This is a genomic window from Enterobacter cloacae complex sp. 397G4 (assembly GCF_050031515.1).
GTDB lineage: Bacteria > Pseudomonadota > Gammaproteobacteria > Enterobacterales > Enterobacteriaceae > Enterobacter > Enterobacter hormaechei_C.
Genome location: NZ_JBLGWE010000001.1, coordinates 4,719,290 through 4,746,254, shown reverse-complemented (window position 1 = coordinate 4,746,254; position 26,965 = coordinate 4,719,290). Strand labels below are relative to the sequence as shown.

The following is a 26,965-nucleotide window of genomic DNA, read 5'->3' as shown; positions in this document are numbered from 1 at the left end:
TCGATGAGGCCTGCGGCATCCTTCTTATATTGTGGATGCTTTAACAATGATTAAAAAAGTATCGCTGTTGACGGCGTTTTCCGTCACGGCATTTTCGGGCTGGGCGCAGGAAAGCGCCGACTCGTTGGTGGTGACAGCAAACCGTTTCGAACAACCAGCAAAAACCGTTCTGGCTCCGACCTCCGTCGTGACCCGTGAGGATATTGAACGCTGGCAGGCAACGAGTGTTGTGGAAATCATGTCACGCCTGCCGGGTGTGGACATCGCACAAAGCGGCGGGATGGGGTCAACCTCTTCAACGTTTATTCGCGGTACGGAATCCCGCCATGTTCTGGTACTGATTGATGGTATCCCCCTGAATAATGCCGGGATCAGCAATGTTCCCGATTTAAGCCAAATTCCGACGTCGCTGATTCAGCGTATTGAGTACATTCGCGGCCCACGTTCGGCGCTGTATGGCTCCGACGCGATTGGCGGTGTGATTAACATCATTACCGGGCGCGACAAGCCGGGTGCAGAAATTTCTGCGGGTGTCGGTTCAAAGGGGTATCAAAACTATAACGGTGCCTTCCAGCAGGTGTTCGATAAAACCAAAATCACCATGGCCGGTGATTATACCTATACCCGTGGTTTTGATATTGCCGCAAAAGATGCCCCGCGCCAGCCAGACCGCGATGGTTTTATGAGTAAATCGCTGTTTGGCTCGGTGGAGCAGCAGTTTACCGACAGCGTCAGCGGATTCGTCCGTGGCTTTGGCTACGATAACCGCTCCGCGTATGACGGTTACGATCACTATGGCGCGACCGGCATTGATGGGCGGCCGGACACGCGTCAGGTTTACAGCCAGAACTGGGACACCGGGTTGCGCTATAACCAGGGTATTTTCCAGTCACAGCTGGTGGCAGGGTATGGCCGTAGCAAAGATCAGAACTATGATCCGAAAAAAGGCCGCTACGCTGACTCCGCAACCATGGATGACGTGAAGCAGTACACCACCCAGTGGCTGAATACGGTTGAAGTGGGTCACGGCAATATCGGCGCGGGTCTGGACTGGCAGAAGCAGAAAACCCAGGCGGGTACGGGCTACCTGGAAAAAGGTTACGAACAACGTAATACCGGCGTGTTCCTTTCGGCGATGCAGCAGTTCAACAGCGTGACGCTGGAAGCGGCGGCGCGTAATGACGATAACTCTAATTTTGGCAATCACGCCACCTGGCAGACCAGCGCCGCATGGGAGTTCATCGAGGGGTATCGCATCATCGGTTCTTACGGTACAGCGTATAAAGCACCGACCATGAGCCAGATCCACAGTAAAGATTACGGTAATCCGGATCTGAAGCCAGAAGAGAGTAAGCAGTGGGAAGGTGGCTTTGAAGGTCTGACGGGGCCGGTAAACTGGCGTGTGACGGGCTATCGTAATGATATCGATAACCTCATTAATAGCGACCCGCGGACTTACCGTTATTACAACGTCGATGAAGCCCGTATTAAAGGAATCGAGGCGACGGCCCAGTTCGACACTGGCCCGGTAGGGCATCAGATTTCTTACGACTACGTCGACCCGCGTAATGCGAAAACTAACGAAGTCCTGGCTCGTCGCTCAAAGCAACAGGTTAAGTATCAGCTTGACTGGCAGGTGTGGGATCTCGACTGGAATCTGGCGTACCGTTATCTGGGCACTCGCTATGATGTTGCCGTTGATCCGAATACCTACGCCACAGAACGCGTGAAAATGGGCGGCGTCAGCCTGTGGGACGTCGCGGTTTCATATCCTGTCACCTCTCATCTCACAGTTCGTGGTAAAATAGCCAACCTGTTCGATAAAGATTACGAGACAGTTTATGGCTACCAAACTGCAGGACGGGAATACACCTTGTCTGGCAGCTACACCTTCTGATCCGCGTCCCACCGTGCTGGTGTTTGATTCCGGCGTCGGTGGGCTTTCGGTCTATGATGAGATTCGGCAGCTCCTGCCGGATCTCCATTACATCTACGCCTTCGATAACGTCGCGTTCCCGTATGGGGAAAAGAGTGAAGACTTTATTGTTGAACGTGTGGTTGAAATCGTCACCGCGGTACAAAAGCGTTATCCCCTGGCGCTGGCGGTCATTGCCTGTAATACGGCAAGCACGGTCTCTCTTCCTGCCCTGCGCGAAAAATTCCCGTTCCCGGTTGTGGGCGTTGTTCCGGCAATCAAACCCGCGGCGCGTCTGACGGCGAACGGCATTGTGGGGTTGCTGGCTACGCGCGGTACGGTAAAACGTCCTTATACGCGTGAGCTTATTGAGCGCTTTGCCAATGAATGCCAGATCGCCATGCTCGGCTCCGCGGAGCTGGTGGAAATGGCGGAAGCAAAACTGCACGGCGAGACGGTATCGCTTGAAGAGCTGCGTCGTATTCTGCGTCCATGGCTGCGGATGCAGGAACCACCGGATACGGTTGTTCTTGGCTGCACCCATTTCCCGCTATTACAGGAAGAGCTGTTAAAGGTTCTGCCTGAAGGGACCCGGCTGGTGGATTCCGGTGCTGCAATTGCGCGTCGGACGGCCTGGCTGCTGGAACACGAGGCGCCGGATGCGAAATCAGCGGATGCGAACATCGCTTTCTGTATGGCGATAACAAAAGAAACCGAACAACTTTTGCCCGTTTTACGTCGTTATGGCTTCGAAACGCTCGAAAAACTGGCGCTGTAGCACGGTTTTGAGCAAAAAAGAGACGGTTGAACGTTTTTTTTCAAAGAGGGGTTGTCAACGTCGGAGAACTCCCTATAATGCGCCTCCACTGACACGGAACAACGGCTTACAAGCCGCCGGGACAGCGGGGTTCAGAGATGAACGCCAACAGAGAAAAGTGAAAATAATTGCTTGACTCTGAATGAGGAAAACGTAATATACGGGACCTCGCAACGATGAGCTGAAAGCCGCGTTGCAACTGCTCTTTAACAATTTATCAGACAATCTGTGTGGGCACTCAAAGTGACATGGATTCTTAACGTCGCAAGACGAAAAATGAATACCAAGTCTCAACGAGTGAACACGTAATTCATTACGAAGTTTAATTCATTGAGCATCAAACTTTTAAATTGAAGAGTTTGATCATGGCTCAGATTGAACGCTGGCGGCAGGCCTAACACATGCAAGTCGAACGGTAACAGGAAGCAGCTTGCTGCTTTGCTGACGAGTGGCGGACGGGTGAGTAATGTCTGGGAAACTGCCTGATGGAGGGGGATAACTACTGGAAACGGTAGCTAATACCGCATAACGTCGCAAGACCAAAGAGGGGGACCTTCGGGCCTCTTGCCATCGGATGTGCCCAGATGGGATTAGCTAGTAGGTGGGGTAACGGCTCACCTAGGCGACGATCCCTAGCTGGTCTGAGAGGATGACCAGCCACACTGGAACTGAGACACGGTCCAGACTCCTACGGGAGGCAGCAGTGGGGAATATTGCACAATGGGCGCAAGCCTGATGCAGCCATGCCGCGTGTATGAAGAAGGCCTTCGGGTTGTAAAGTACTTTCAGCGGGGAGGAAGGTGTTGAGGTTAATAACCTCAGCAATTGACGTTACCCGCAGAAGAAGCACCGGCTAACTCCGTGCCAGCAGCCGCGGTAATACGGAGGGTGCAAGCGTTAATCGGAATTACTGGGCGTAAAGCGCACGCAGGCGGTCTGTCAAGTCGGATGTGAAATCCCCGGGCTCAACCTGGGAACTGCATTCGAAACTGGCAGGCTAGAGTCTTGTAGAGGGGGGTAGAATTCCAGGTGTAGCGGTGAAATGCGTAGAGATCTGGAGGAATACCGGTGGCGAAGGCGGCCCCCTGGACAAAGACTGACGCTCAGGTGCGAAAGCGTGGGGAGCAAACAGGATTAGATACCCTGGTAGTCCACGCCGTAAACGATGTCGACTTGGAGGTTGTGCCCTTGAGGCGTGGCTTCCGGAGCTAACGCGTTAAGTCGACCGCCTGGGGAGTACGGCCGCAAGGTTAAAACTCAAATGAATTGACGGGGGCCCGCACAAGCGGTGGAGCATGTGGTTTAATTCGATGCAACGCGAAGAACCTTACCTACTCTTGACATCCAGAGAACTTTCCAGAGATGGATTGGTGCCTTCGGGAACTCTGAGACAGGTGCTGCATGGCTGTCGTCAGCTCGTGTTGTGAAATGTTGGGTTAAGTCCCGCAACGAGCGCAACCCTTATCCTTTGTTGCCAGCGGTTAGGCCGGGAACTCAAAGGAGACTGCCAGTGATAAACTGGAGGAAGGTGGGGATGACGTCAAGTCATCATGGCCCTTACGAGTAGGGCTACACACGTGCTACAATGGCGCATACAAAGAGAAGCGACCTCGCGAGAGCAAGCGGACCTCATAAAGTGCGTCGTAGTCCGGATTGGAGTCTGCAACTCGACTCCATGAAGTCGGAATCGCTAGTAATCGTGGATCAGAATGCCACGGTGAATACGTTCCCGGGCCTTGTACACACCGCCCGTCACACCATGGGAGTGGGTTGCAAAAGAAGTAGGTAGCTTAACCTTCGGGAGGGCGCTTACCACTTTGTGATTCATGACTGGGGTGAAGTCGTAACAAGGTAACCGTAGGGGAACCTGCGGTTGGATCACCTCCTTACCTTAAAGAACCTGCCTTTGTAGTGCTCACACAGATTGTCTGATGAAAAACAGCAGTAAAAAACCTCTACAGGCTTGTAGCTCAGGTGGTTAGAGCGCACCCCTGATAAGGGTGAGGTCGGTGGTTCAAGTCCACTCAGGCCTACCAAATTTTTGCTGATGCTGCGTTGCGGCGACACTCACATACATAAGTATGCTTCGTGTCACCACGCCTTGCCTCAACAAAAATTACCGGTACAGAGGTGACTACGATGGGGCTATAGCTCAGCTGGGAGAGCGCCTGCCTTGCACGCAGGAGGTCTGCGGTTCGATCCCGCATAGCTCCACCATCTTTTACTGCGAACACAAGAAAACTTCAGAGTGAACCTGAAAAGGTGCACTGCGAAGTTTTGCTCTTTAAAAATCTGGATCAAGCTGAAAATTGAAACGACACACAGCTCATGTGTGTTCGAGTCTCTCAAATTTTCGCAATCAGAAGTGAAACATCTTCGGGTTGTGAGGTTAAGCGACTAAGCGTACACGGTGGATGCCCTGGCAGTCAGAGGCGATGAAGGACGTGCTAATCTGCGAAAAGCGCCGGCGAGGTGATATGAACCCTTGACCCGGCGATGTCCGAATGGGGAAACCCAGTGCAATCCGTTGCACTATCGTTAACTGAATACATAGGTTAACGAGGCGAACCGGGGGAACTGAAACATCTAAGTACCCCGAGGAAAAGAAATCAACCGAGATTCCCCCAGTAGCGGCGAGCGAACGGGGAGCAGCCCGGAGTCTGAATCAGCTTGTGTGTTAGTGGAACGGTCTGGAAAGTCCGACGGTACAGGGTGATAGTCCCGTACACGAAAGCACACTTGCTGTGAACTCGAAGAGTAGGGCGGGACACGTGGTATCCTGTCTGAATATGGGGGGACCATCCTCCAAGGCTAAATACTCCTGACTGACCGATAGTGAACCAGTACCGTGAGGGAAAGGCGAAAAGAACCCCGGCGAGGGGAGTGAAAAAGAACCTGAAACCGTGTACGTACAAGCAGTGGGAGCCTCTTTATGGGGTGACTGCGTACCTTTTGTATAATGGGTCAGCGACTTATATTCTGTAGCAAGGTTAACCGTATAGGGGAGCCGAAGGGAAACCGAGTCTTAACTGGGCGTTAAGTTGCAGGGTATAGACCCGAAACCCGGTGATCTAGCCATGGGCAGGTTGAAGGTTGGGTAACACTAACTGGAGGACCGAACCGACTAATGTTGAAAAATTAGCGGATGACCTGTGGCTGGGGGTGAAAGGCCAATCAAACCGGGAGATAGCTGGTTCTCCCCGAAAGCTATTTAGGTAGCGCCTCGTGAACTCATCTTCGGGGGTAGAGCACTGTTTCGGCTAGGGGGCCATCCCGGCTTACCAACCCGATGCAAACTACGAATACCGAAGAATGTTATCACGGGAGACACACGGCGGGTGCTAACGTCCGTCGTGAAGAGGGAAACAACCCAGACCGCCAGCTAAGGTCCCAAAGTCATGGTTAAGTGGGAAACGATGTGGGAAGGCACAGACAGCCAGGATGTTGGCTTAGAAGCAGCCATCATTTAAAGAAAGCGTAATAGCTCACTGGTCGAGTCGGCCTGCGCGGAAGATGTAACGGGGCTAAACCATGCACCGAAGCTGCGGCAGCGACACTATGTGTTGTTGGGTAGGGGAGCGTTCTGTAAGCCGTTGAAGGTGTGCTGTGAGGCATGCTGGAGGTATCAGAAGTGCGAATGCTGACATAAGTAACGATAAAGCGGGTGAAAAGCCCGCTCGCCGAAAGACCAAGGGTTCCTGTCCAACGTTAATCGGGGCAGGGTGAGTCGACCCCTAAGGCGAGGCCGAAAGGCGTAGTCGATGGGAAACAGGTTAATATTCCTGTACTTGGTGTTACTGCGAAGGGGGGACGGAGAAGGCTATGTCAGCCGGGCGACGGTTGTCCCGGTTTAAGCATGTAGGCGGAGGTTCCAGGTAAATCCGGTACCTTGTTAACGCTGAGGTGTGATGACGAGGCACTACGGTGCTGAAGTGATAAATGCCCTGCTTCCAGGAAAAGCCTCTAAGCATCAGGTAACACGAAATCGTACCCCAAACCGACACAGGTGGTCAGGTAGAGAATACCAAGGCGCTTGAGAGAACTCGGGTGAAGGAACTAGGCAAAATGGTGCCGTAACTTCGGGAGAAGGCACGCTGATGTGTAGGTGAAGCCCCTGCGGGTGGAGCTGAAATCAGTCGAAGATACCAGCTGGCTGCAACTGTTTATTAAAAACACAGCACTGTGCAAACACGAAAGTGGACGTATACGGTGTGACGCCTGCCCGGTGCCGGAAGGTTAATTGATGGGGTTAGCGGCAACGCGAAGCTCTTGATCGAAGCCCCGGTAAACGGCGGCCGTAACTATAACGGTCCTAAGGTAGCGAAATTCCTTGTCGGGTAAGTTCCGACCTGCACGAATGGCGTAATGATGGCCAGGCTGTCTCCACCCGAGACTCAGTGAAATTGAACTCGCTGTGAAGATGCAGTGTACCCGCGGCAAGACGGAAAGACCCCGTGAACCTTTACTATAGCTTGACACTGAACACTGGTCCTTGATGTGTAGGATAGGTGGGAGGCTTTGAAGCGTGGACGCCAGTCTGCGTGGAGCCAACCTTGAAATACCACCCTTTAATGGCTGGTGTTCTAACGTAGACCCGTAATCCGGGTTGCGGACAGTGTCTGGTGGGTAGTTTGACTGGGGCGGTCTCCTCCCAAAGAGTAACGGAGGAGCACGAAGGTTGGCTAATCCTGGTCGGACATCAGGAGGTTAGTGCAATGGCATAAGCCAGCTTGACTGCGAGCGTGACGGCGCGAGCAGGTGCGAAAGCAGGTCATAGTGATCCGGTGGTTCTGAATGGAAGGGCCATCGCTCAACGGATAAAAGGTACTCCGGGGATAACAGGCTGATACCGCCCAAGAGTTCATATCGACGGCGGTGTTTGGCACCTCGATGTCGGCTCATCACATCCTGGGGCTGAAGTAGGTCCCAAGGGTATGGCTGTTCGCCATTTAAAGTGGTACGCGAGCTGGGTTTAGAACGTCGTGAGACAGTTCGGTCCCTATCTGCCGTGGGCGCTGGAGAATTGAGGGGGGCTGCTCCTAGTACGAGAGGACCGGAGTGGACGCATCACTGGTGTTCGGGTTGTCATGCCAATGGCACTGCCCGGTAGCTAAATGCGGAAGAGATAAGTGCTGAAAGCATCTAAGCACGAAACTTGCCCCGAGATGAGTTCTCCCTGAGACCTTGAGTCTCCTGAAGGAACGTTGAAGACGACGACGTTGATAGGTCGGGTGTGTAAGCGCAGCGATGCGTTGAGCTAACCGATACTAATGAACCGTGAGGCTTAACCTTACAACGCCGAAGGTGTTTTGGCGAAGAGACAGACGAAATTTTCAGCTTAGATTCAGAGTCCGAAGGATTTTGCGCTGAGACAAGGCGGCAAACGAAGGAAAGGAAGGAGCATACTGAGGTATGTGACTGACTTTACGAGAGCAGCCAACGCAGTATCAGTGCGAAAGACACAGGACAGAGCACAGGAATTTGCCTGGCGGCTTTAGCGCGGTGGTCCCACCTGACCCCATGCCGAACTCAGAAGTGAAACGCCGTAGCGCCGATGGTAGTGTGGGGTCTCCCCATGTGAGAGTAGGGAACTGCCAGGCATCAAATTAAGTAGTAAGCCGGTGCATTAATCCGGTGGTTACAGAAGTATTCGGTGGAGCGGTAGTTCAGTCGGTTAGAATACCTGCCTGTCACGCAGGGGGTCGCGGGTTCGAGTCCCGTCCGTTCCGCCACTTATTAAGACATTAAGCCTGCCCTTCCGGCAGGCTTAATGGCAAAAACTTTAGGGGCGTAGCTCAGTTGGTAGAGCACCGGTCTCCAAAACCGGGTGTCGCGAGTTCGAGTCTCTCCGCCCCTGCCATATAGAATCCTTTGCTTCGGCAAAGGATTTTTTTTGCCTGCAAAATAGCTCAACACCTTCCTGAAGAATAAGCAGCCTGCGTTTCCGCAGGCTTTTGCGTTAATCCAGTATGCTGGTTTTTAACAGATCTTTTATCTGCGACTGCTTATCGCTGTTTTGCAGCCAAATGGCATACAGCGGCCTGGAGAGCGTTGTCGAATCGGTGACAACATGGAGTGCGGGTTTATTATCCGCCCAGCGAACAGGTAACCAGGTACAGCCTTTCAATGCGGGAAGATGCTGGCATGCGATCTCCGCTGAGCTTGTCGTGAGCTGCGGGATATCATCGCTGGCAATTAACCCCGTCTCGTGTTGCTGAAAATCAGGCCCCCATTCCAGGCGTAAATAATTCAGGTCGGCCTTCATCATTGCAGGCTCCGATGCATAGAGCGCCAGGCTAAATTGTCCAACAATCTGGCTGCTAAATTCGTCCATCTTGGGTGCTTCTGTGGTGATCAGCAGATCAAGCTGCCGCTCGTGGAGTTGCTTAACCAGCGACTGACGTTGCGCAATCCTCGCCTCAAATTGCAGATGGTTGTGTGTGCGATATAGCCGCATAAGCCACTGGCTGAGCATGCATTCCCATAGTGAAGCGCTGGCACCGATCGAGAATTCATTATGCCGGGAGGTGTGCGCAACCTCCTTTCGCGCTGCCTGCCAGGTATTCATCAGGGTTTCTGCATAAGGCAACAACTTTTCACCAGCCGGAGTTAAACGAATATTGTTGCGATGGCGGGTAAAAAGGTTCACACCCAGTTGATTTTCCAGCTGTCGAATACGAAAACTGACTGCTGACTGCGTCAGGTAGAGGGCTTCAGCTGCTCGCCCAAAGTGTCGCGTTCTGCTCACTTCGAGGAAAGTTTTTAGCAATTCCGTATCCACATCTTTCTCCACAAAATTATTTGTCGTTATGATTTAAATGTTTTGTTTTACACTCTGTCAAGCGTAACTAATACTCCGCGCCATAAATAGCTCGGCCAAAGAATTAGGAGCGTGTAGGATGGCGGAAAGCTTTACGACGACTAATCGTTTTTTCGACAATAAACATTACCCGCGCGGGTTCTCTCGTCACGGCGATTTCACTATCAAAGAAGCTCAACTTCTTGAGCGCCATGGTTATGCCTTTAACGAGCTGGATCTGGGTAAACGTGAACCGGCAACCGAAGATGAAAAACAGTTTGTCTCTGTTTGCCGTGGTGAGCGTGAGCCGCAGTCTGATGCAGAACGTGTCTGGATCAAGTATATGGCTCGCATTAAGCGTCCTAAGCGTTTCCATACGCTGTCTGGCGGTAAGCCGCAGATGGAAGGTGCAGAAGACTACACCGAGTCTGACGATTAAGAAGAGAAGGGGCTACGGCCCCTTTTTTTACGCCAGCATTTTTTGCAGATGCAACAGCAGCCGATCGATCGCACGGTAACTTAATGCCTCCTGCAAATGCCGCCTCTCTATTCCGGGGCAGCCCTCCACGTCGGCGACCGTGCGCGCTACTTTCAACAAACGCTGCCACGCGCGAATGGATAGCCCAAACCGCGTCAGTGTCTCTTCCAGCCAGCCTGCATCTTCAGCGTTGAGAGAACAAAACTGTCGGATCCCGCTGTTATCCAGCCGGGCATTCAGCCTGTTCTGACGAGCATACTGCCGCGCCTGCGCCGCAATAACCCGTTCACGCACAGTTGCTGAGCTTTCGCCCCTAATACCGGTTTGCCTCAGCAGACCGGGCGGGGGCAGGGGGATCTCGAGAGATAAATCAAAACGGTCGAGGAAGGGGCCAGACAGCTTACTCAGATAGCGCAGCGTCTGCTCCGGCGTACAGCGGTTATGATTGCCCTGATAATGACCCGTAGGACTAGGGTTCATCGCCGCGACCAGCTGAAACTGCGCAGGGTAGCTTATTTTGGCCCGTGTACGAGACAAATGGATTTCGCCGGATTCAATCGGCTCCCGCAATGCATCCAGCACGCGGCGTTCAAACTCTGGCAATTCATCCAGAAACAAAATGCCGTTGTGCGCCAGTGAGATTTCACCCGGTCCGGGGATCGAACCCCCGCCCACCATCGCGGTAAGAGACGCACTGTGGTGTGGAGAGCGGAAAGGACGGCGGCGCCACTGTTTATGCAGCGAGGTAGAACTGACCAGGCTAAATATCGCGGCGCTTTCCAGTGCTTCATGATTATTGAGGGGTGGCAACAGGCCGCTCAATCTGCTCGCCAGCATCGTTTTCCCCGTGCCTGGCGGACCTATCAGTAACAGGTTATGCCCACCCGCGGCCGTTATCTCTAACGCCCGTTTACCCTGTTCCTGACCCATAATATCGCTGAGATCCTCGGGCGAAGCTGGCGACACCTCGTCATTCTCCTGCGGCTCGGCAAGCTCGTGTCGGCCTTCCAGCCAGGCGCAAACCTCTTGCAAATGTCCCGCGACAAGACACCCCTTTTCGGCGATAAGGCTTACTTCAGAGGCATTTTCATTGGCCACAATGATTTGTCTTCCCGCGCGTATGGCTTCAAGCGCACCCGAGATTGCTCCGGGAACGCCTCTTAACGCCCCTGTAAGCGCTAATTCACCCACGAACTCACACGAGCTTAGCCCTGGCGTATTGAGCTGTTCAGAAGCCGCGAGAAGCGCTATAGCAATAGGTAAATCATATCGCCCTCCCTCCTTTGGCAAATCGGCGGGCGCAAGGTTAATGGTGATCTTCTTCGCCGGAAAAGCATAACCGCTATTAATAATTGCGCTGCGCACGCGATCCCTCGCCTCTTTAACGGTCGTTTCTGGTAAGCCGACCAGCGTCAGTCCGGGCAGTCCATTACTTAAATGAACCTCTACAGAAATAAGCGGTGCCTTCACGCCGATGGCCGCGCGTGTATAAACAACTGACAGTGACATAAGCCCTCCTTGGCGGTGACTATGCCAGCATCATTTTTTCCTGTTTAGCACTAATTCACTGAATTACGGCACTCGTTCCAGCCTTTTAGCGGCAAAATGTAATCCTTACATGTCGGTGGAATCGGCCTCGCAGAAAAGAAATCATGCGCGCCTTGCCTGATGAAACAGGACAAAAAAATGAAAAATCTTCATTTCTGTTTTTTCCCTATATAAAACAACGATTTTGAAAGAAATAGTTCGCATGCTACAGATATAGGTCATAAAAAAATCTTGTGTCAGATGAAATATCTGTGGTAACTCTTTAGGTATTCCTTCGAACAAGATGCAAAAAGAACTGAAAATGACAGCCCTTCTACGAGTGATTAGCCTGGTCGTGATTAGCGTGGTGGTGATTATTATCCCACCGTGCGGGGCTGCACTTGGACGAGGAAAGGCTTAGAAATCAAGCCTTAACGAACTAAGACCCCCGCACCGAAAGGTCCGGGGGTTTTTTTATGACTAAAAAACTTAAATGAGGAGCAGAGAATGACGACTAGCATAAAATTCTGTTTCTCTAGATTTATGACGGGGAACTAACTATGAATGGGGCACAATGGGTAGTACATGCGTTGCGCGCGCAGGGAGTCGAAACCGTATTCGGTTATCCGGGTGGCGCAATTATGCCGATTTACGATGCACTGTATGACGGCGGCGTGGAACACCTGTTGTGCCGACACGAGCAGGGCGCAGCGATGGCCGCCATCGGTTATGCCCGTGCGACCGGTAAAACCGGCGTCTGTATGGCCACCTCCGGTCCGGGCGCAACGAACCTGATCACCGGCCTGGCTGACGCGCTGCTTGATTCCGTACCCGTGGTGGCGATCACCGGCCAGGTGGCCTCTCCGTTCATCGGCACCGATGCCTTCCAGGAAGTGGATGTGCTCGGTTTATCGCTGGCCTGCACCAAACACAGCTTCCTCGTTCAGTCTCTCGAAGAGCTGCCGCGGGTGATGGCCGAAGCGTTCGAGGTTGCCAGCTCTGGCCGTCCTGGCCCGGTTCTGGTTGATATCCCGAAAGATATCCAGGTTGCACTCGGCGAACTGGAGCCGCATTTCTCTACCGTGGAAAGCGATAATGCGTTCCCGCATGCAGAGGTGGAAGAGGCGCGTCAGATGATGGCGCAGGCCAAACAACCGATGCTGTACGTAGGCGGCGGCGTGGGCATGGCGCAGGCTGTTCCGGCGCTTCGCGCGTTCATTGCGACCACGCAAATGCCCGCCACCTGCACGCTGAAAGGTCTCGGTGCGGTAGAGGCAGATTACCCGTACTACCTCGGCATGCTGGGGATGCATGGTACCAAAGCGGCAAACCTGGCGGTGCAGGAATGCGACTTGCTTATCGCCGTCGGCGCCCGTTTTGACGACCGCGTTACCGGCAAGCTGAATACCTTCGCGCCGAACGCCAAAGTGATCCATATGGACATCGACCCGGCGGAGATGAGCAAACTGCGTCAGGCGCATGTCGCGTTGCAGGGCGATCTTAACGCGCTGTTACCGGCGCTGGAGCAGCCGCTGGATATCAACCCATGGCGTCAGCACACCGCTGATATGCGTACTGAACACGCGTGGCGTTACGATCACCCAGGCGACGCCATCTATGCGCCGCTGCTGTTGAAACAGCTGTCAGACCGTAAACCCGCAGACAGCGTGGTAACGACGGATGTCGGCCAGCATCAGATGTGGTCAGCCCAGCACATGACCTACACCCGCCCGGAGAACTTTATCACCTCGAGCGGGTTAGGGACGATGGGCTTCGGTCTGCCCGCTGCCGTGGGCGCACAGGTTGCCCGCCCGAACGATACCGTTATCTGTATCTCCGGTGACGGCTCCTTCATGATGAACGTCCAGGAGCTCGGCACCGTGAAGCGTAAGCAGTTACCGCTGAAGATCGTCTTGCTCGATAACCAGCGTTTAGGCATGGTTCGCCAGTGGCAGCAGCTGTTCTTCCAGGAGCGTTACAGCGAAACGACCCTGACCGATAACCCCGATTTCCTCACCCTGGCCAGCGCCTTTGGCATTCCTGGCCAGCACATCACCCGTAAAGACCAGGTTGAAGCGGCACTCGACACCATGCTGTCAAGCGAAGGGCCATACCTGCTTCATGTCTCAATCGACGAGCTTGAGAACGTCTGGCCGTTGGTACCGCCCGGTGCCAGTAACTCACAAATGCTGGAGAAATTATCATGATGCAACATCAGGTCGCCGTGCAGGCTCGCTTCAACCCGGAAACGTTAGAACGCGTATTGCGCGTGGTTCGCCACCGTGGCTTTCAGATTTGCTCTATGAATATGGAAACGGCCACCGACGCGCAGAACATCAGTATCGAATTAACCGTTGCCAGCCCGCGGCCGGTCGACTTACTGTTTAGTCAGTTATCAAAACTGGTAGACGTTGCCCATGTTGCCATCTGCCAGAGCACAACCACATCACAACAAATCCGCGCTTAAGCGTGACAGGACGAAAAAATGACGACAAAAAAAGCTGATTACATTTGGTTCAATGGTGAGATGGTTCGCTGGGAAGACGCGAAAGTTCACGTGATGTCCCACGCGCTGCACTACGGCACCTCCGTGTTTGAAGGGATCCGTTGCTACGATTCTCACAAAGGGCCAGTGGTGTTCCGCCATCGCGAACACATGCAGCGTCTGCATGACTCAGCCAAAATTTATCGTTTCCCGGTCTCCCAAAGCGTTGATGAGCTGATGGAAGCCTGCCGCGAGGTGATTCGCCAGAACAAACTGACCAGCGCCTATATTCGTCCGCTGGTGTTCGTGGGCGACGTTGGCATGGGCGTGAACCCGCCCGCCGGCTATAACACCGATGTGATCATTGCCGCGTTCCCGTGGGGCGCCTACCTGGGCGCGGAAGCGCTGGATCAGGGGATCGACGCAATGGTTTCTTCCTGGAACCGCGTGGCGCCAAACACTATCCCGACTGCGGCTAAAGCGGGCGGTAACTACCTTTCCTCACTGCTGGTCGGCAGCGAAGCGCGCCGTCACGGCTATCAGGAAGGTATCGCGCTGGATGTGAATGGCTACATCTCCGAAGGTGCGGGCGAAAACCTGTTTGAAGTGAAAGACGGCATTCTGTTCACCCCGCCGTTCACTTCGTCCGCGCTGCCGGGCATCACCCGCGACGCCATCATCAAGCTGGCAAAAGATCTGGGTATCGAAGTGCGCGAGCAGGTACTGTCCCGCGAATCCCTGTACCTGGCTGACGAAGTGTTCATGTCCGGTACCGCGGCTGAAATTACGCCGGTGCGTAGCGTAGACGGCATTCAGGTGGGCGAAGGCCGCTGTGGCCCGGTCACCAAACGCATTCAGCAAGCCTTCTTCGGCCTGTTCACCGGCGAAACAGAAGACAAATACGGCTGGTTGGATCAGGTTAATCACTAAATATAAATTTGGGACGGCACGCACCGTCCCATTAAATAGTCAGACGGGAGTAAATAAAGCATGCCTAAGTATCGTTCAGCCACCACCACCCACGGCCGTAATATGGCGGGTGCCCGCGCACTGTGGCGCGCCACCGGAATGACCGACGCCGATTTCGGCAAGCCAATTATCGCCGTGGTGAACTCCTTCACCCAGTTTGTACCGGGCCACGTGCACCTGCGCGATCTCGGCAAGCTGGTTGCCGAGCAAATCGAAGCCTCCGGCGGCGTGGCGAAAGAGTTCAACACCATTGCGGTGGATGACGGTATCGCAATGGGCCACGGGGGAATGCTCTATTCACTGCCGTCGCGCGAGCTGATCGCCGACTCGGTGGAGTACATGGTTAATGCCCACTGCGCCGATGCGATGGTCTGTATCTCCAACTGCGACAAAATCACCCCGGGGATGCTGATGGCTTCCCTGCGCCTGAACATTCCGGTGATCTTCGTTTCTGGTGGCCCAATGGAAGCGGGGAAAACCAAGCTCTCCGACAAAATCATCAAGCTCGACCTGGTCGATGCGATGATCCAGGGCGCGGATCCGAAAGTCACTGACGAGCAGAGCGACCAGGTGGAACGCTCCGCGTGCCCGACCTGCGGCTCCTGTTCCGGGATGTTCACCGCCAACTCCATGAACTGCCTGACCGAAGCGCTGGGTCTTTCTCAGCCGGGTAACGGCTCGCTGCTGGCGACCCACGCCGACCGTAAACAGCTGTTCCTTAACGCGGGCAAGCGCATCGTTGAGCTGACCAAACGCTACTACGAGCAGGACGACGCCAGCGCGCTGCCGCGTAACATCGCCAGCAAAGCGGCGTTCGAAAACGCCATGACGCTGGATATCGCCATGGGCGGTTCCACCAACACCGTTCTGCACCTGCTGGCCGCCGCGCAGGAAGCTGAAATCGACTTCACCATGAGCGACATCGACAAGCTCTCCCGCAAAGTGCCGCAGCTGTGTAAAGTCGCGCCGAGTACCCAGAAGTACCACATGGAAGATGTCCACCGTGCGGGTGGCGTGATTGGTATTCTCGGCGAGCTGGATCGCGCCGGGCTGCTGAACCGCGACGTGAAAAACGTGCTCGGCCTGACGCTGCCGGAGTCGCTGGAGCAGTACGACGTGATGCTGACCAAAGACGACGCGGTGAAAAACATGTATCGCGCCGGTCCGGCGGGCATCCGTACCACCCAGGCGTTCTCGCAGGATTGCCGCTGGGACACGCTGGATGACGATCGCGCCGAAGGCTGCATTCGCTCGCTGGAACATGCCTACAGCAAAGACGGCGGTTTGGCCGTGCTGTACGGTAACTTCGCGGAAAATGGCTGCATTGTGAAAACCGCAGGCGTGGACGACAGCATCCTGAAATTTACCGGCCCGGCAAAAGTGTATGAAAGCCAGGACGAAGCGGTAGACGCTATCCTCGGCGGCAAAGTGGTGGAAGGCGACGTGGTGGTCATTCGCTACGAAGGGCCGAAAGGCGGTCCGGGCATGCAGGAGATGCTCTACCCGACCACCTTCCTGAAATCGATGGGCCTCGGCAAAGCCTGCGCGCTGATCACCGATGGTCGATTCTCTGGCGGCACGTCAGGCCTCTCCATTGGTCACGTCTCGCCAGAAGCGGCAAGCGGCGGCAATATCGCGATCATCGAAGATGGCGACCTGATCGAAATCGACATTCCGAACCGCGGCATTCAGCTGAAGCTGAGTGACCAGGAGATTGCGGCCCGTCGTGAGGCGCAGGAAGCCCGCGGCGACAAAGCCTGGACGCCGAAAGATCGTCAGCGTGAAGTCTCCTTCGCCCTGCGCGCTTACGCGAGTCTTGCCACCAGTGCAGATAAAGGCGCGGTGCGCGATAAATCTAAACTGGGGGGCTAATGATGGCCGAGTCACAACCCTTATCCGCCGCCCCGGAGGGGGCGGAATACCTGAGAGCGGTACTACGCGCGCCGGTCTATGAAGCGGTGCAGGTCACGCCCCTGCAAAAAATGGACAAAATCTCTTCGCGTCTCGACAACGTCATTCTGGTGAAGCGTGAAGACAGGCAGCCGGTGCACAGCTTCAAGCTGCGCGGCGCCTACGCGATGATGGCCGGGCTGACGGACGAGCAGAAAGCGCGCGGGGTGATTACCGCCTCGGCGGGCAATCACGCGCAGGGCGTGGCGTTCTCCTCGGCGCGTCTGGGGCTGAAGGCGCTGATCGTGATGCCGGTCGCCACCGCAGATATCAAGGTCGACGCGGTGCGCGGGTTTGGCGGAGAAGTGCTGCTTCACGGCGCTAACTTTGACGAAGCCAAAGCCAAAGCGATTGAGCTGGCGCAGCAGCAGGGCTTCACCTGGGTGCCGCCGTTCGATCACCCGATGGTGATTGCCGGGCAGGGTACGCTGGCGCTGGAACTGTTGCAGCAGGACGCCCATCTCGACCGCGTTTTCGTCCCGGTGGGCGGCGGTGGCTTAGCCGCAGGTGTGGCGGTGCTGATCAAACAGCTGATGCCGCAGATCAAAGTGATTGCGGTTGAAGCGGAAGACTCTGCCTGCCTGAAGGCGGCGCTGGACGCCGGACATCCGGTAGATCTGCCGCGCGTCGGGCTGTTCGCCGAGGGCGTGGCGGTGAAGCGCATTGGCGACGAAACGTTCCGCCTGTGCCAGGAGTATCTCGACGATATCGTCACCGTCGACAGCGACGCTATCTGCGCGGCGATGAAAGATCTCTTCGAGGATGTGCGTGCGGTGGCGGAACCATCCGGCGCGCTGGCGCTGGCGGGAATGAAAAAATACATCGCCCAGCACAATATTCGCGGCGAGCGTCTGGCGCACGTGCTTTCCGGTGCCAACGTGAACTTCCACGGTCTGCGCTACGTTTCCGAGCGCTGTGAGCTGGGTGAGCAGCGTGAAGCGCTGCTGGCGGTGACCATTCCGGAAGAGAAGGGCAGCTTCCTGAAGTTCTGTCAGCTGCTGGGCGGTCGTTCGGTAACGGAGTTCAACTACCGCTTTGCCGATGCCAAAGATGCGTGCATTTTTGTCGGCGTGCGTCTGAGCCGTGGCGTGGAGGAGCGCAAAGAGATCCTCAGCCTGCTGCATGACGGCGGTTACAGCGTGGTCGATCTCTCCGACGACGAGATGGCGAAGCTGCACGTGCGTTACATGGTCGGCGGCCGTCCATCCAAGCCGCTCAAGGAACGCCTGTTCAGCTTCGAGTTCCCGGAATCGCCGGGCGCGCTGCTCAAGTTCCTGCACACGTTGGGCACGCACTGGAACATCTCTCTGTTCCACTACCGCAGCCACGGCACCGACTATGGCCGCGTACTGGCGGCGTTCGAGCTGGGCGAGCACGAGCCGGATTTCGAAACGCGCCTGAACGAGCTGGGCTATGAGTGCCATGACGAAACCCACAACCCGGCGTTCCGTTTCTTCCTGGCGGGTTAGGTTGTTCGGGAAAATGCCTGATGGCGCTGCGCTTATCAGGCCTACGTTCTAAGGTTTGAACTGCGTGTAGGCCGGGTAAGCGCAGCGCCACCCGGCTTTAGTGGTTCGGCAATATCGTCCAGAACGCATCAATAAGCGGCTCATGCAGCCGCTTTTTTTGTGCGCACACGCCTAGCTCGAACGGCGTTTTCTCGTCGCTGCGTTCTAAAATCATCACGCGATTGCGCACCGGCTCTGGGCTGTTTTCCAGCACCACTTCCGGTAGCAGCGCTACGCCGCAGCCGAGCGCCACCATCGATACCATCGCCTCATGGCCGCCGACCGTGGCGTAAATCGACGGGTTACTGATCTTCTGGCGGCGGAACCACAGCTCAATGCGGCGGCGCACCGGCCCCTGATCGGCCATGATAAACGGCACCGTGGACCAGTCCGGTTTCTCCACCGAAACCTGGTTGCGCACCGGGCAGGGCAGCGCCGGGGCAATCAGCACTACCGCCAGATTCTCCAGCATCGAGAACGCCACCGCCCCCGGCAGCGTTTCAGGTTTTCCGGCAATCGCCAGATCCGCTTCGCCCGTTACCACTTTTTCCATCGCGTCGGCGGCATCCCCGGTGGTGAGCTTAATTTCAACCGACGGATGTTCCGCGCGGAAGCGGTCGAGAATGGGGGGAAGATGGCTGTAGGCAGCGGTCACGGAACAGAAAATATGCAGCTCGCCGGAAAGCGACGGCCCCTGCTGGTCGATGGTGTGTCGCAGCTGCTGGTACTGCAACAAGGTCTGCTGGGCAAAGACGCGCAGTTCTTCACCGGCTTCCGTCAGCGTGACGGTGCGGTTATCGCGCACGAACAGCGGCTGGCCGAGGTCTTCCTCAAGGCGCTGGATCTGGCGCGACAGTGTGGAGGGGCTGACGTGCATCGCTCGGGCGCTACGGCCAAAGTGACGGCTTTCCGCCAGGTGCAGGAACATTTTCAGATCGCGTAAATCCACCGATTCCACTCCCTCTTTTTACATTGCATAAATTGCAATATGACGTTGTGAATATATCAATTTCCGCAATAAATTTCCTGTTGTAATGTGGGTACATTCTCGCTGAAACGCGAACCGAACAATAAGACACACAACATCACGAGGTATCACCCATGGCTAACTACTTTAATACACTGAACTTGCGCCAGCAGCTGGCGCAGCTGGGCAAATGCCGCTTCATGGCGCGCGATGAATTTGCTGATGGCGCGAGCTACCTTCAGGGTAAAAAAGTGGTCATTGTCGGCTGTGGCGCACAGGGTCTGAACCAGGGCCTGAACATGCGTGACTCCGGGCTGGATATCTCCTACGCCCTGCGTAAAGAAGCGATTGCCGAAAAGCGTGCTTCCTGGCGTAAAGCGACCGAAAACGGCTTCAAAGTGGGCACCTACGAAGAGCTGATCCCGCAGGCGGATCTGGTGGTTAACCTGACGCCGGACAAGCAGCACTCTGACGTTGTGCGTTCCGTACAGCCGCTGATGAAAGACGGCGCCGCGCTGGGTTACTCCCACGGCTTCAACATCGTTGAAGTGGGCGAGCAGATCCGTAAAGACATCACCGTGGTGATGGTGGCACCGAAGTGCCCGGGCACCGAAGTGCGCGAAGAGTACAAACGTGGCTTCGGCGTACCGACGCTGATCGCCGTTCACCCGGAAAACGATCCGAAAGGCGAAGGCATGGCGATTGCCAAAGCCTGGGCTGCGGCCACTGGCGGCCATCGTGCGGGCGTGCTGGAATCTTCCTTCGTTGCGGAAGTGAAATCTGACCTGATGGGCGAGCAGACCATCCTGTGTGGCATGCTCCAGGCCGGCTCTCTGCTGTGCTTCGACAAGCTGGTGGAAGAAGGCACCGATCCGGCATACGCGGAAAAACTGATTCAGTTCGGCTGGGAAACCATCACCGAAGCGCTGAAGCAGGGCGGCATTACGCTGATGATGGACCGTCTGTCCAACCCGGCAAAACTGCGCGCGTTCGCACTCTCTGAACAGCTGAAAACCATCATGGCGCCGCTGTTCCAGAAACATATGGACGACATCATCTCCGGCGAGTTCTCTTCCGGCATGATGGCGGACTGGGCGAATGACGATAAGAAACTGCTGACCTGGCGCGAAGAGACCGGTAAAACCGCGTTCGAAACCGCACCACAGTATGACGGCAAGATCACCGAGCAGGAGTACTTCGATAAAGGCGTCCTGATGATCGCGATGGTGAAAGCGGGCGTTGAGCTGGCGTTCGAAACCATGGTGGATTCGGGCATCATTGAAGAATCTGCGTACTACGAATCGCTGCACGAGCTGCCGCTGATCGCAAACACCATCGCCCGTAAACGTCTGTATGAGATGAACGTGGTGATCTCCGATACCGCCGAGTACGGTAACTACCTGTTCTCTTACGCCTGCGTACCGCTGCTGAAAGAGTTCATGACCACCCTGCAAGCGGGCGATCTGGGCCAGGCGATTGCGGAAGGAGCGGTTGATAACGCGCAGCTGCGTGACGTCAACGAAGCGATTCGCAGCCACGAAATCGAGAAAGTGGGCCAGAAACTGCGTGGCTACATGACCGATATGAAACGTATCGCGGTAGCAGGCTAAACACGACGAATCGGGTGGCGTAAGCCACCCGAACTGTTTTAGCTACGCAATATCGCGCCGGGATAACCCAGCTGGCGCCACGCCTCATACACCACCACCGACACCGCATTCGACAGGTTCATGCTGCGGCTGTCCGGCATCATCGGAATACGAATTTTCTGCTCAGCGGGCAGGGCATCCAGAATGGTGGCCGGCAGGCCGCGGGTTTCCGGACCAAACATCAGATAATCCCCGTCCTGATAGCTTACGGCGCTGTGCGCTGGCGTACCTTTGGTGGTCAGGGCGAACATGCGCTGTGGTTTTTCGGATCCCAGAAACGCGGCGTAATCGTGATGACGAACGACGGCGGTAAACTCATGGTAGTCCAGCCCCGCGCGGCGCAGACGTTTGTCGTCCCACGTAAAGCCCATCGGCTCAATGATGTGCAGACGAAAACCGGTGTTGGCGCACAGGCGGATAATATTGCCGGTGTTCGGCGGAATTTCTGGTTCGAATAAGACGATGTTAAGCATGCTGCCCCCTTAATTGCGGGGGCAGAATAGCAGAAAAGAGAGGGACTAGGCGACGCCCGGCTCCTGCGCGCGGCTATACAGCATTTTGTAGACGGTTGCCGCCGCAGCCACGAGAGCAGGTACGCTGAGGATCATTAAAATACTGTCCGCCTGCCACTGCATGGAAAGAAGCTGGGCGCTGGTCATGGTGCCCGCCACGCCGCCGAAGCGGCCGATCCCCTGCATCCAGGCGATACCCGTCGCACGGCACTCGGTAGGGTAAAAGGTGGCGGCCAGGGTCTGCATGCCCGACTGCGCGCCGTTCATCGCGATCCCCATCAGGAAAATTAACCCGCCAAACAGGGCGATATGGTTATGCTCAATGCCGAGTAAAAGAATCAGGCCCATCGTCAGCACGAAACCACACGCGACCACCTTGTGCGCTTCCCAGCGATCCATCATCCAGCCCGCGAGCAAAATGCCAGCGGTGCCGCCGAAGGTGAACAGCGAGGTAAGCCAGGCGGATTCCGCCAGCGCATATCCCATCCCCTGCATCAGCGTTGGCATCCAGCTCAGCAGGACGTAATAAATCACCAGCCCCATAAAATAGGTGACCCACAGCATTAGGGTGCCGGGCAGCCAGGGCATGGAAAACAGCTGCGACACGCTGCCTTTTTTCGACGCGACTTTCTCCTCCGCGAGGAAAAAGCCCGTGACGCTATCCAGCGTGCTGCGGGCGAACCGGCTGGCGATGCGGCGAACCTGGGCGACGTCTTTCCCGCGCTGCACCAGAAACTTCACCGACTCCGGCAACAGCAGCGCCAGCAGCACCGTTAAAATCAGCGGCGCAATCGCGCCGGTCAGCAGCACGCTTCGCCAGCCATGGTGAGGGATAAGCCAGGACGAGATTGCTCCGCCGCCCGCCGCACCCAGAGGGAAGCCGCAGTACATGGTGTTAATTGCCATGGCGCGGCAGCGCTGGGGGGCAAACTCGGAGATCAGCGTGATGGCGTTAGGCATGGCAGCGCCGAGGCCGAGGCCTGTCAGAAATCGCCATAGCGTCAGGGTATTCAGACTTTGCGCCCAGGCCGTGCCCAGGCTCGCCAGGCCGAAGAACAGACACGAAAAGACCAGCACGCGCTTGCGTCCCATCCTGTCCGATACCGGACCTGCAATAAGGGCTCCCAGCGACAGCCCCAGCAGCGCCGCACTCAGCACCGGCCCCAGATCCTGTTTATGTATTCCCCACTCCGTCGACAGCGTAGGCGCAATGTAACCCATCGCTGCGGTATCAAACCCATCGATCGCCAGCACCAGAAAGCCCAGCACAATAAGAAGCCAGTGAAACCCTGAAAAAGGACTTTCATCGATCACCTGCTGAATATCCACCTTACCTGAATACGCCATACGCTCCACTCCGATCTGATGTTGTTTTTGTGTTCTTGTATTTGCTTGTCTATACAATTGCGGACGGCAGGTGGATGTCAAATTTTATTATCCAGAATGTTACGCAGGTGTTATTTTCGACAAAAAAAGCGCCCGAGGGGGAAGTCGGGCGCGGAAGAAGGGGAGGCTAACCGGGGGAGATCAGGCCGCGTTTCCCTGAGAAAGAGGGGCCAGCGCCGCAGGCAGCTTACTGAGCTCCTGCACCAGCGAGTCTTTGCTGATTTCACCGATTGTTTTCGCACCGGTCAGCGTCATCGCCACCTTCATCTCTTTCTCGATCAGGTTCAGCAGATTCGCCACGCCCGCCTGGCCGCTGGTGGCCAGCGCGTACAGGTAAGCACGGCCCAGCAGCACGCTGTCCGCGCCCAGGGCGATCATGCGCACCACGTCCAGCCCGTTACGGATGCCGCTGTCGGCCAGGATCGCAATATCGCCCTTCACCGCATCGGCAATGGCCGGCAGGGCGCGGGCGGAGGAGAGCACCCCGTCAAGCTGGCGGCCACCGTGGTTAGAGACCACGATCCCATCGGCGCCAAAACGCACCGCGTCGCGGGCATCTTCCGGGTCGAGGATCCCTTTGATCACCATCGGGCCGTCCCAGAATTCGCGGATCCACTCCAGGTCTTTCCAGGAGATGGATGGATCGAAATTGTTCGCCAGCCAGCCGATGTAATCCTCCAGCCCGGTCGGTTTACCCAGGTAGGCCGAAATATTGCCCAGATCGTGCGGACGGCCGTTCAGCCCGACATCCCACGCCCACTGCGGGTGCGTCACCGCCTGCCAGTAACGGCGCAGGGCCGCGTTAGGGCCGCTCATGCCGGAGTGGGCGTCGCGGTAGCGCGCGCCGGGGGTCGGCATGTCGACGGTAAAGACCAGCGTTGAGCAGCCCGCCGCTTTGGCGCGCTCCAGCGCGTTGCGCATAAAACCGCGATCGCGCAGGACGTACAGCTGGAACCACATCGGGCGCTTGATGGTCGGGGCGACTTCTTCAATCGGGCAGACGGACACGGTGGAAAGGGTAAACGGAATGCCTTTGGCATCTGCGGCGGCGGCGGCCTGCACTTCACCGCGACGGGCATACATGCCGCATAAACCGACAGGTGCGAGCGCTACCGGCATGGAGAGCGTTTCGTTAAACAGCTTCGTCTCAAGGCTCAGGTCAGACATATTCTTCAGCACGCGCTGGCGCAGGGCCACCTCCGACAGGTCTTCCACGTTGCGGCGCAGGGTGTATTCGGCATACGCCCCGCCGTCAATGTAGTGGAACAGGAACGGGGGCAAAATGCGCTGCGCCGCGGCGCGATAATCACTGGCTGCTGAAATAATCATGCTTTGTTCTCCCTGGAAATATCACTCTCGCCAGGCAGACGGGTAATACGCGCCTGTCGGGCCTGATCTTCATCGAATCGTTTAATGGTGGTATGCACGAAGCCGAGATGCGCCATCATCGCCTTGCGCGCGGCCTCGGCATCACCGGCCAGAATGGCGTTGAGCACCGCCTCGTGCTGTTCGGTCAGCTGAGCAAACACCGGCGGGACCAGATACATGCGCTGGCGGCTCTGCTTCACGGAGGATTGCAGCAGGTCGAAGAACCCGCGCATGGTTTGCAGCAGTACCACGTTGTGCGAGGCCTCGGCAATCGCCAGATGGAACCGCACGTCCGCCTGGGAGGCGATGTCCGGGTCGCTGCTTTGCGTGGCCTCAAAACAGGCTTTGAGCTTCTCTTTGTCGGCGTCGGTTGCCCGCATCGCCGCGTGCCACGCTGTACTGGTTTCGATGGCGTGACGCGCTTCGAGGATGTCGAAGCTGTAGTCCGGGTCGTTTTCCATCAGCGTCTTCAGCGGCTGTACGATGTTTTGTTCGGACCAGTCGTCATGCTGCCAGCGCACGAAGGTGCCGCCGCCGCGACGGCTCAGCAGCACCCCTTCACTAACCAGCGTCGCCAGCGCCTCGCGCAGCGAGTTGCGCGACACGCCAAGCTGAGCGGCAAGCTGACGCTCGGCGGGCAATCTCATGCCCGCTTCCAGCTGTTGTTCTTCTATCAGCGCCCGTACGCGAGTGGCAATCTCGTCGGACAGGCGTCTGGGCATCACTATCATGGAATCATCCAGGTTAAGACATAGGCCTGCAAGGTGGTGATCACGCCCACCATGCAGGTAAATATCAGGCTGTGTTTAACGGTAAAGCGGAACAGGTCCGACTCTTTGCCTACCAGCCCCACCGCGGCACAGGCAATGGCGATGGACTGCGGCGAGATCATCTTCCCGGTCACGCCGCCGGTGGTGTTCGCGGCGACCAGCAGCACGTCCGAGACGCCAATCTGCTGCGCAGCCGTGGCCTGTAGGGCGGCAAACAGGGCGTTAGATGACGTATCTGAACCAGTCAGGAACACCCCCAGCCAGCCGAGGAACGGCGAGAAGAAGGTAAACGCGTGGCCGGTATGCGCCAGCGCTAACGCCAGCGTCGACGACAGGCCGGAGTAGTTCGAAATAAACGCGAACGCCAGCACCATGCCGATGGAGTAAATCGGCAGCATCAGCTCTTTAATCGTCGCCGCAAAGGTCTGCACCGCGGCGGCAGGCTTCATGCGCAGCCACACTACGGAAAGGATAGCGGCAAACAGGATGGCCGTGCCGGTGGCTGAGAACCAGTCGAACTTAAACACTGCCGCATATGGCGTGACGTCGTGCACCACCGGCGGCATACGGGCGACCATTTTGTCGAGGAACGGCACGGAGATATTAATCACCATGTCGTACAGCGCGCCGCCCGGGGCGAACAGGGCTTTAAACGGCGGAATGCTCCACAGCGTCACGGTGGCGGTCAGGAACAGGAACGGTGACCATGCGCGCACAATCTGTCCGGCGGTATAGCCGGTGCGCGCCAGCGTCTGATCCACATGTGAGGCACCCATATCGGCAAAGCGGAAGATGCGCACCGGCTGCCAGCGTTTCAGGAACAGCGTCAGACAGACCAGCGACACCAGGGAAGAGATGATGTCCGGCAGTTCCGGGCCGAGGAAGTTGGAGCTGAGATACTGGGCAATGGCGAACGAACCGCCCGCTACCATCACCGCAGGCCAGGTCTCCTTCACGCCGCGCCAGCCGTCCATAATCGCCATGATCCAGAACAGCACGATAATGGTCAGGAACGGCAGCTGGCGACCTACCATCTGGCCGATCTCGAAGCTGTCCAGCCCGGTCACCTGGCCCGCCACCAGAATCGGAATGCCCATCGCGCCAAACGCCACCGGGGCGGTGTTCACAATCAGGCACAGGCCAGCGGCATACAGCGGGTTAAAGCCCAGCCCGACCAGCAGAGCGGCGGTGATCGCCACCGGCGCGCCAAATCCTGCCGCCCCTTCAAGGAACGCCCCGAAGGAGAAACCGACAATCAGCATCTGTAAACGCTGGTCCGGTGTAATAGAGAGAATCGACGAGCGAATAATGTCGAACTGCCCGGTTTTGACCGAGATTTTGTAGACAAAGACGGCGGCGATGATGATCCACGCAATCGGCCACAGGCCGTAGAAGAAACCATACACCACGGAGGCCAGCGCGCGATCGACCGGCATTTTATAGAAGAACAGCGCCACCATCAGGGCGATGGCAACGGTGTACGTTGCGGCAAGGTAGCCCTTCAGCTTGAGCTTAATTAGCGCAAAGAAGAAGAACAGGATCGGTAGCGATGCGATCAGGCTCGACAGCCAGATATTCCCGGCCGGATCGTAGTTTTGTTGCCAGAGGCTCATGCAGGTCTCCTGAGGACCACACAGGTGTTCGTCGGGTGAGTCTCTGCTCATCTCAGCGTCACACTTAGTGTAAAAGTGGTCCATCCAATATTGTGATGTAGGGTTAATGGCAATAAATGGTTAACCAGGTGTTGCTATTCAGCAATGGTTTTGTGAAGTGGAGCATCAAAACTGTGAACGATGGATAGCTTTGCGCATGATTGGTAGGACCAAACCCGCAAAATTAACTCACCGTGTGCGTTGGGAGCGGTA

At 56.3% G+C, this 26,965-nt stretch carries 19 protein-coding genes, 4 tRNA genes and 3 rRNA genes; 18 read left to right on the top strand and 8 right to left on the bottom strand.

The features are described from left to right. Nucleotides 1–46 precede the first annotated feature (46 nt). The 9 genes from btuB (at nucleotide 47) to ACQG1Y_RS22825 (ending at nucleotide 8,592) form a co-directional block, all read left to right on the top strand. The gene (gene btuB / locus ACQG1Y_RS22865; protein WP_017694253.1) at nucleotides 47–1,897 is read left to right on the top strand and encodes a TonB-dependent vitamin B12 receptor BtuB; all 1,851 of its coding nucleotides are present in this window, start codon (nucleotides 47–49) and stop codon (nucleotides 1,895–1,897) included. After that, nucleotides 1,842–2,693, top strand: coding sequence for a glutamate racemase (gene murI / locus ACQG1Y_RS22860; RefSeq protein ID WP_003862067.1), 852 nt, complete (start codon nucleotides 1,842–1,844; stop codon nucleotides 2,691–2,693). The genes btuB and murI overlap by 56 nt, the downstream gene beginning before the upstream one ends. 386 nt (nucleotides 2,694–3,079) lie before the next feature. After that, nucleotides 3,080–4,621 (top strand): 16S ribosomal RNA (locus tag ACQG1Y_RS22855). Between the two features lie 70 nt (nucleotides 4,622–4,691). Continuing rightward, nucleotides 4,692–4,768 (top strand) — tRNA-Ile (locus ACQG1Y_RS22850). 105 nt (nucleotides 4,769–4,873) lie between these two features. Beyond that, nucleotides 4,874–4,949: transfer RNA gene (locus tag ACQG1Y_RS22845), tRNA-Ala, on the top strand. 170 nt (nucleotides 4,950–5,119) lie between these two features. Beyond that, nucleotides 5,120–8,024 (top strand): 23S ribosomal RNA (locus tag ACQG1Y_RS22840). Between the two features lie 192 nt (nucleotides 8,025–8,216). Then, nucleotides 8,217–8,332, top strand: a 5S ribosomal RNA gene (gene rrf, locus ACQG1Y_RS22835). The 16S, 23S and 5S rRNA genes sit together here with 4 tRNA genes alongside, the layout of an rRNA operon. A 55-nt stretch (nucleotides 8,333–8,387) precedes the next feature. Further along, nucleotides 8,388–8,464 (top strand) — tRNA-Asp (locus ACQG1Y_RS22830). 52 nt (nucleotides 8,465–8,516) lie between these two features. After that, nucleotides 8,517–8,592: transfer RNA gene (locus ACQG1Y_RS22825), tRNA-Trp, on the top strand. A gap of 99 nt (nucleotides 8,593–8,691) precedes the next feature. Here ACQG1Y_RS22825 and hdfR read toward each other — a convergent pair. After that, nucleotides 8,692–9,513 carry an HTH-type transcriptional regulator HdfR gene (gene hdfR, locus ACQG1Y_RS22820; protein WP_017693775.1) on the bottom strand — a complete coding sequence of 274 codons (822 nt, stop codon included), beginning with the start codon at nucleotides 9,511–9,513 and terminating at the stop codon, nucleotides 8,692–8,694. A 118-nt stretch (nucleotides 9,514–9,631) separates the two neighbouring features. On the opposite strand from hdfR, the gene ACQG1Y_RS22815 reads away from it, so the two are divergent. Further along, nucleotides 9,632–9,970, top strand: coding sequence for a DUF413 domain-containing protein (locus tag ACQG1Y_RS22815; protein ID WP_006808641.1), 339 nt, complete (start codon nucleotides 9,632–9,634; stop codon nucleotides 9,968–9,970). Between the two features lie 27 nt (nucleotides 9,971–9,997). Here the strand turns inward: ACQG1Y_RS22815 and ACQG1Y_RS22810 are convergent, their stop codons facing one another. Then, entirely contained in the window at nucleotides 9,998–11,518 is a 1,521-nt protein-coding gene (locus ACQG1Y_RS22810) for a YifB family Mg chelatase-like AAA ATPase (protein WP_368740870.1), read from the bottom strand. Nucleotides 11,519–11,858: 340 nt separating this feature from the next. Here ACQG1Y_RS22810 and ilvL point away from each other — a divergent pair, with 340 nt between their 5' ends. From ilvL to ilvA, 7 genes are all read left to right on the top strand, one after another. Then, complete coding sequence (gene ilvL / locus ACQG1Y_RS22805) at nucleotides 11,859–11,957, top strand: ilv operon leader peptide (protein ID WP_001311244.1); 99 nt, start codon at nucleotides 11,859–11,861, stop codon at nucleotides 11,955–11,957. Between the two features lie 86 nt (nucleotides 11,958–12,043). Beyond that, nucleotides 12,044–12,094: a peptide IlvX gene (ilvX, locus tag ACQG1Y_RS22800; protein WP_201405605.1), complete on the top strand. Its 51-nt coding sequence runs from the start codon at nucleotides 12,044–12,046 to the stop codon at nucleotides 12,092–12,094. 2 nt (nucleotides 12,095–12,096) lie between these two features. After that, on the top strand, nucleotides 12,097–13,743 hold the full coding sequence (ilvG, locus tag ACQG1Y_RS22795) for an acetolactate synthase 2 catalytic subunit (RefSeq protein WP_033488020.1): 1,647 nt from the start codon (nucleotides 12,097–12,099) through the stop codon (nucleotides 13,741–13,743). Further along, nucleotides 13,740–14,003: an acetolactate synthase 2 small subunit gene (gene ilvM / locus ACQG1Y_RS22790; RefSeq protein WP_003860184.1), complete on the top strand. Its 264-nt coding sequence runs from the start codon at nucleotides 13,740–13,742 to the stop codon at nucleotides 14,001–14,003. Before ilvG ends, ilvM begins: the two co-directional genes overlap by 4 nt. 18 nt (nucleotides 14,004–14,021) lie before the next feature. Beyond that, entirely contained in the window at nucleotides 14,022–14,951 is a 930-nt protein-coding gene (gene ilvE, locus ACQG1Y_RS22785) for a branched-chain-amino-acid transaminase (protein WP_003860182.1), read from the top strand. A gap of 60 nt (nucleotides 14,952–15,011) precedes the next feature. Then, nucleotides 15,012–16,862, top strand: coding sequence for a dihydroxy-acid dehydratase (gene ilvD / locus ACQG1Y_RS22780; RefSeq protein WP_033488021.1), 1,851 nt, complete (start codon nucleotides 15,012–15,014; stop codon nucleotides 16,860–16,862). A 2-nt stretch (nucleotides 16,863–16,864) separates the two neighbouring features. Beyond that, entirely contained in the window at nucleotides 16,865–18,409 is a 1,545-nt protein-coding gene (gene ilvA / locus ACQG1Y_RS22775; protein WP_086524719.1) for a threonine ammonia-lyase, biosynthetic, read from the top strand. Between the two features lie 97 nt (nucleotides 18,410–18,506). On the opposite strand, the gene ilvY is transcribed toward ilvA, so the two are convergent. Continuing rightward, nucleotides 18,507–19,397, bottom strand: coding sequence for an HTH-type transcriptional activator IlvY (gene ilvY / locus ACQG1Y_RS22770; protein WP_047062393.1), 891 nt, complete (start codon nucleotides 19,395–19,397; stop codon nucleotides 18,507–18,509). Between the two features lie 152 nt (nucleotides 19,398–19,549). On the opposite strand from ilvY, the gene ilvC reads away from it, so the two are divergent. Further along, a complete protein-coding gene (gene ilvC, locus ACQG1Y_RS22765) occupies nucleotides 19,550–21,025 on the top strand; it encodes a ketol-acid reductoisomerase (protein WP_006808634.1) in 1,476 nt (491 codons plus the stop codon). Between the two features lie 38 nt (nucleotides 21,026–21,063). Here ilvC and trmL read toward each other — a convergent pair whose 3' ends face one another. The 5 genes from trmL to lldP form a co-directional block, all read right to left on the bottom strand. Further along, a complete protein-coding gene (gene trmL / locus ACQG1Y_RS22760) occupies nucleotides 21,064–21,537 on the bottom strand; it encodes a tRNA (uridine(34)/cytosine(34)/5-carboxymethylaminomethyluridine(34)-2'-O)-methyltransferase TrmL (protein WP_003860178.1) in 474 nt (157 codons plus the stop codon). A gap of 45 nt (nucleotides 21,538–21,582) precedes the next feature. Beyond that, nucleotides 21,583–22,923: an MFS transporter gene (locus ACQG1Y_RS22755; RefSeq protein WP_032651952.1), complete on the bottom strand. Its 1,341-nt coding sequence runs from the start codon at nucleotides 22,921–22,923 to the stop codon at nucleotides 21,583–21,585. A 180-nt stretch (nucleotides 22,924–23,103) separates the two neighbouring features. Beyond that, the gene (gene lldD / locus ACQG1Y_RS22750) at nucleotides 23,104–24,291 is read right to left on the bottom strand and encodes an FMN-dependent L-lactate dehydrogenase LldD (RefSeq protein ID WP_017382576.1); all 1,188 of its coding nucleotides are present in this window, start codon (nucleotides 24,289–24,291) and stop codon (nucleotides 23,104–23,106) included. Further along, nucleotides 24,288–25,061, bottom strand: coding sequence for a transcriptional regulator LldR (lldR, locus tag ACQG1Y_RS22745; protein WP_006808630.1), 774 nt, complete (start codon nucleotides 25,059–25,061; stop codon nucleotides 24,288–24,290). Before lldR ends, lldD begins: the two co-directional genes overlap by 4 nt. Beyond that, nucleotides 25,058–26,713, bottom strand: a complete 1,656-nt coding sequence (gene lldP / locus ACQG1Y_RS22740; protein ID WP_426737099.1) for an L-lactate permease — start codon at nucleotides 26,711–26,713, stop codon at nucleotides 25,058–25,060. Before lldP ends, lldR begins: the two co-directional genes overlap by 4 nt. Nucleotides 26,714–26,965: the final 252 nt, after the last annotated feature.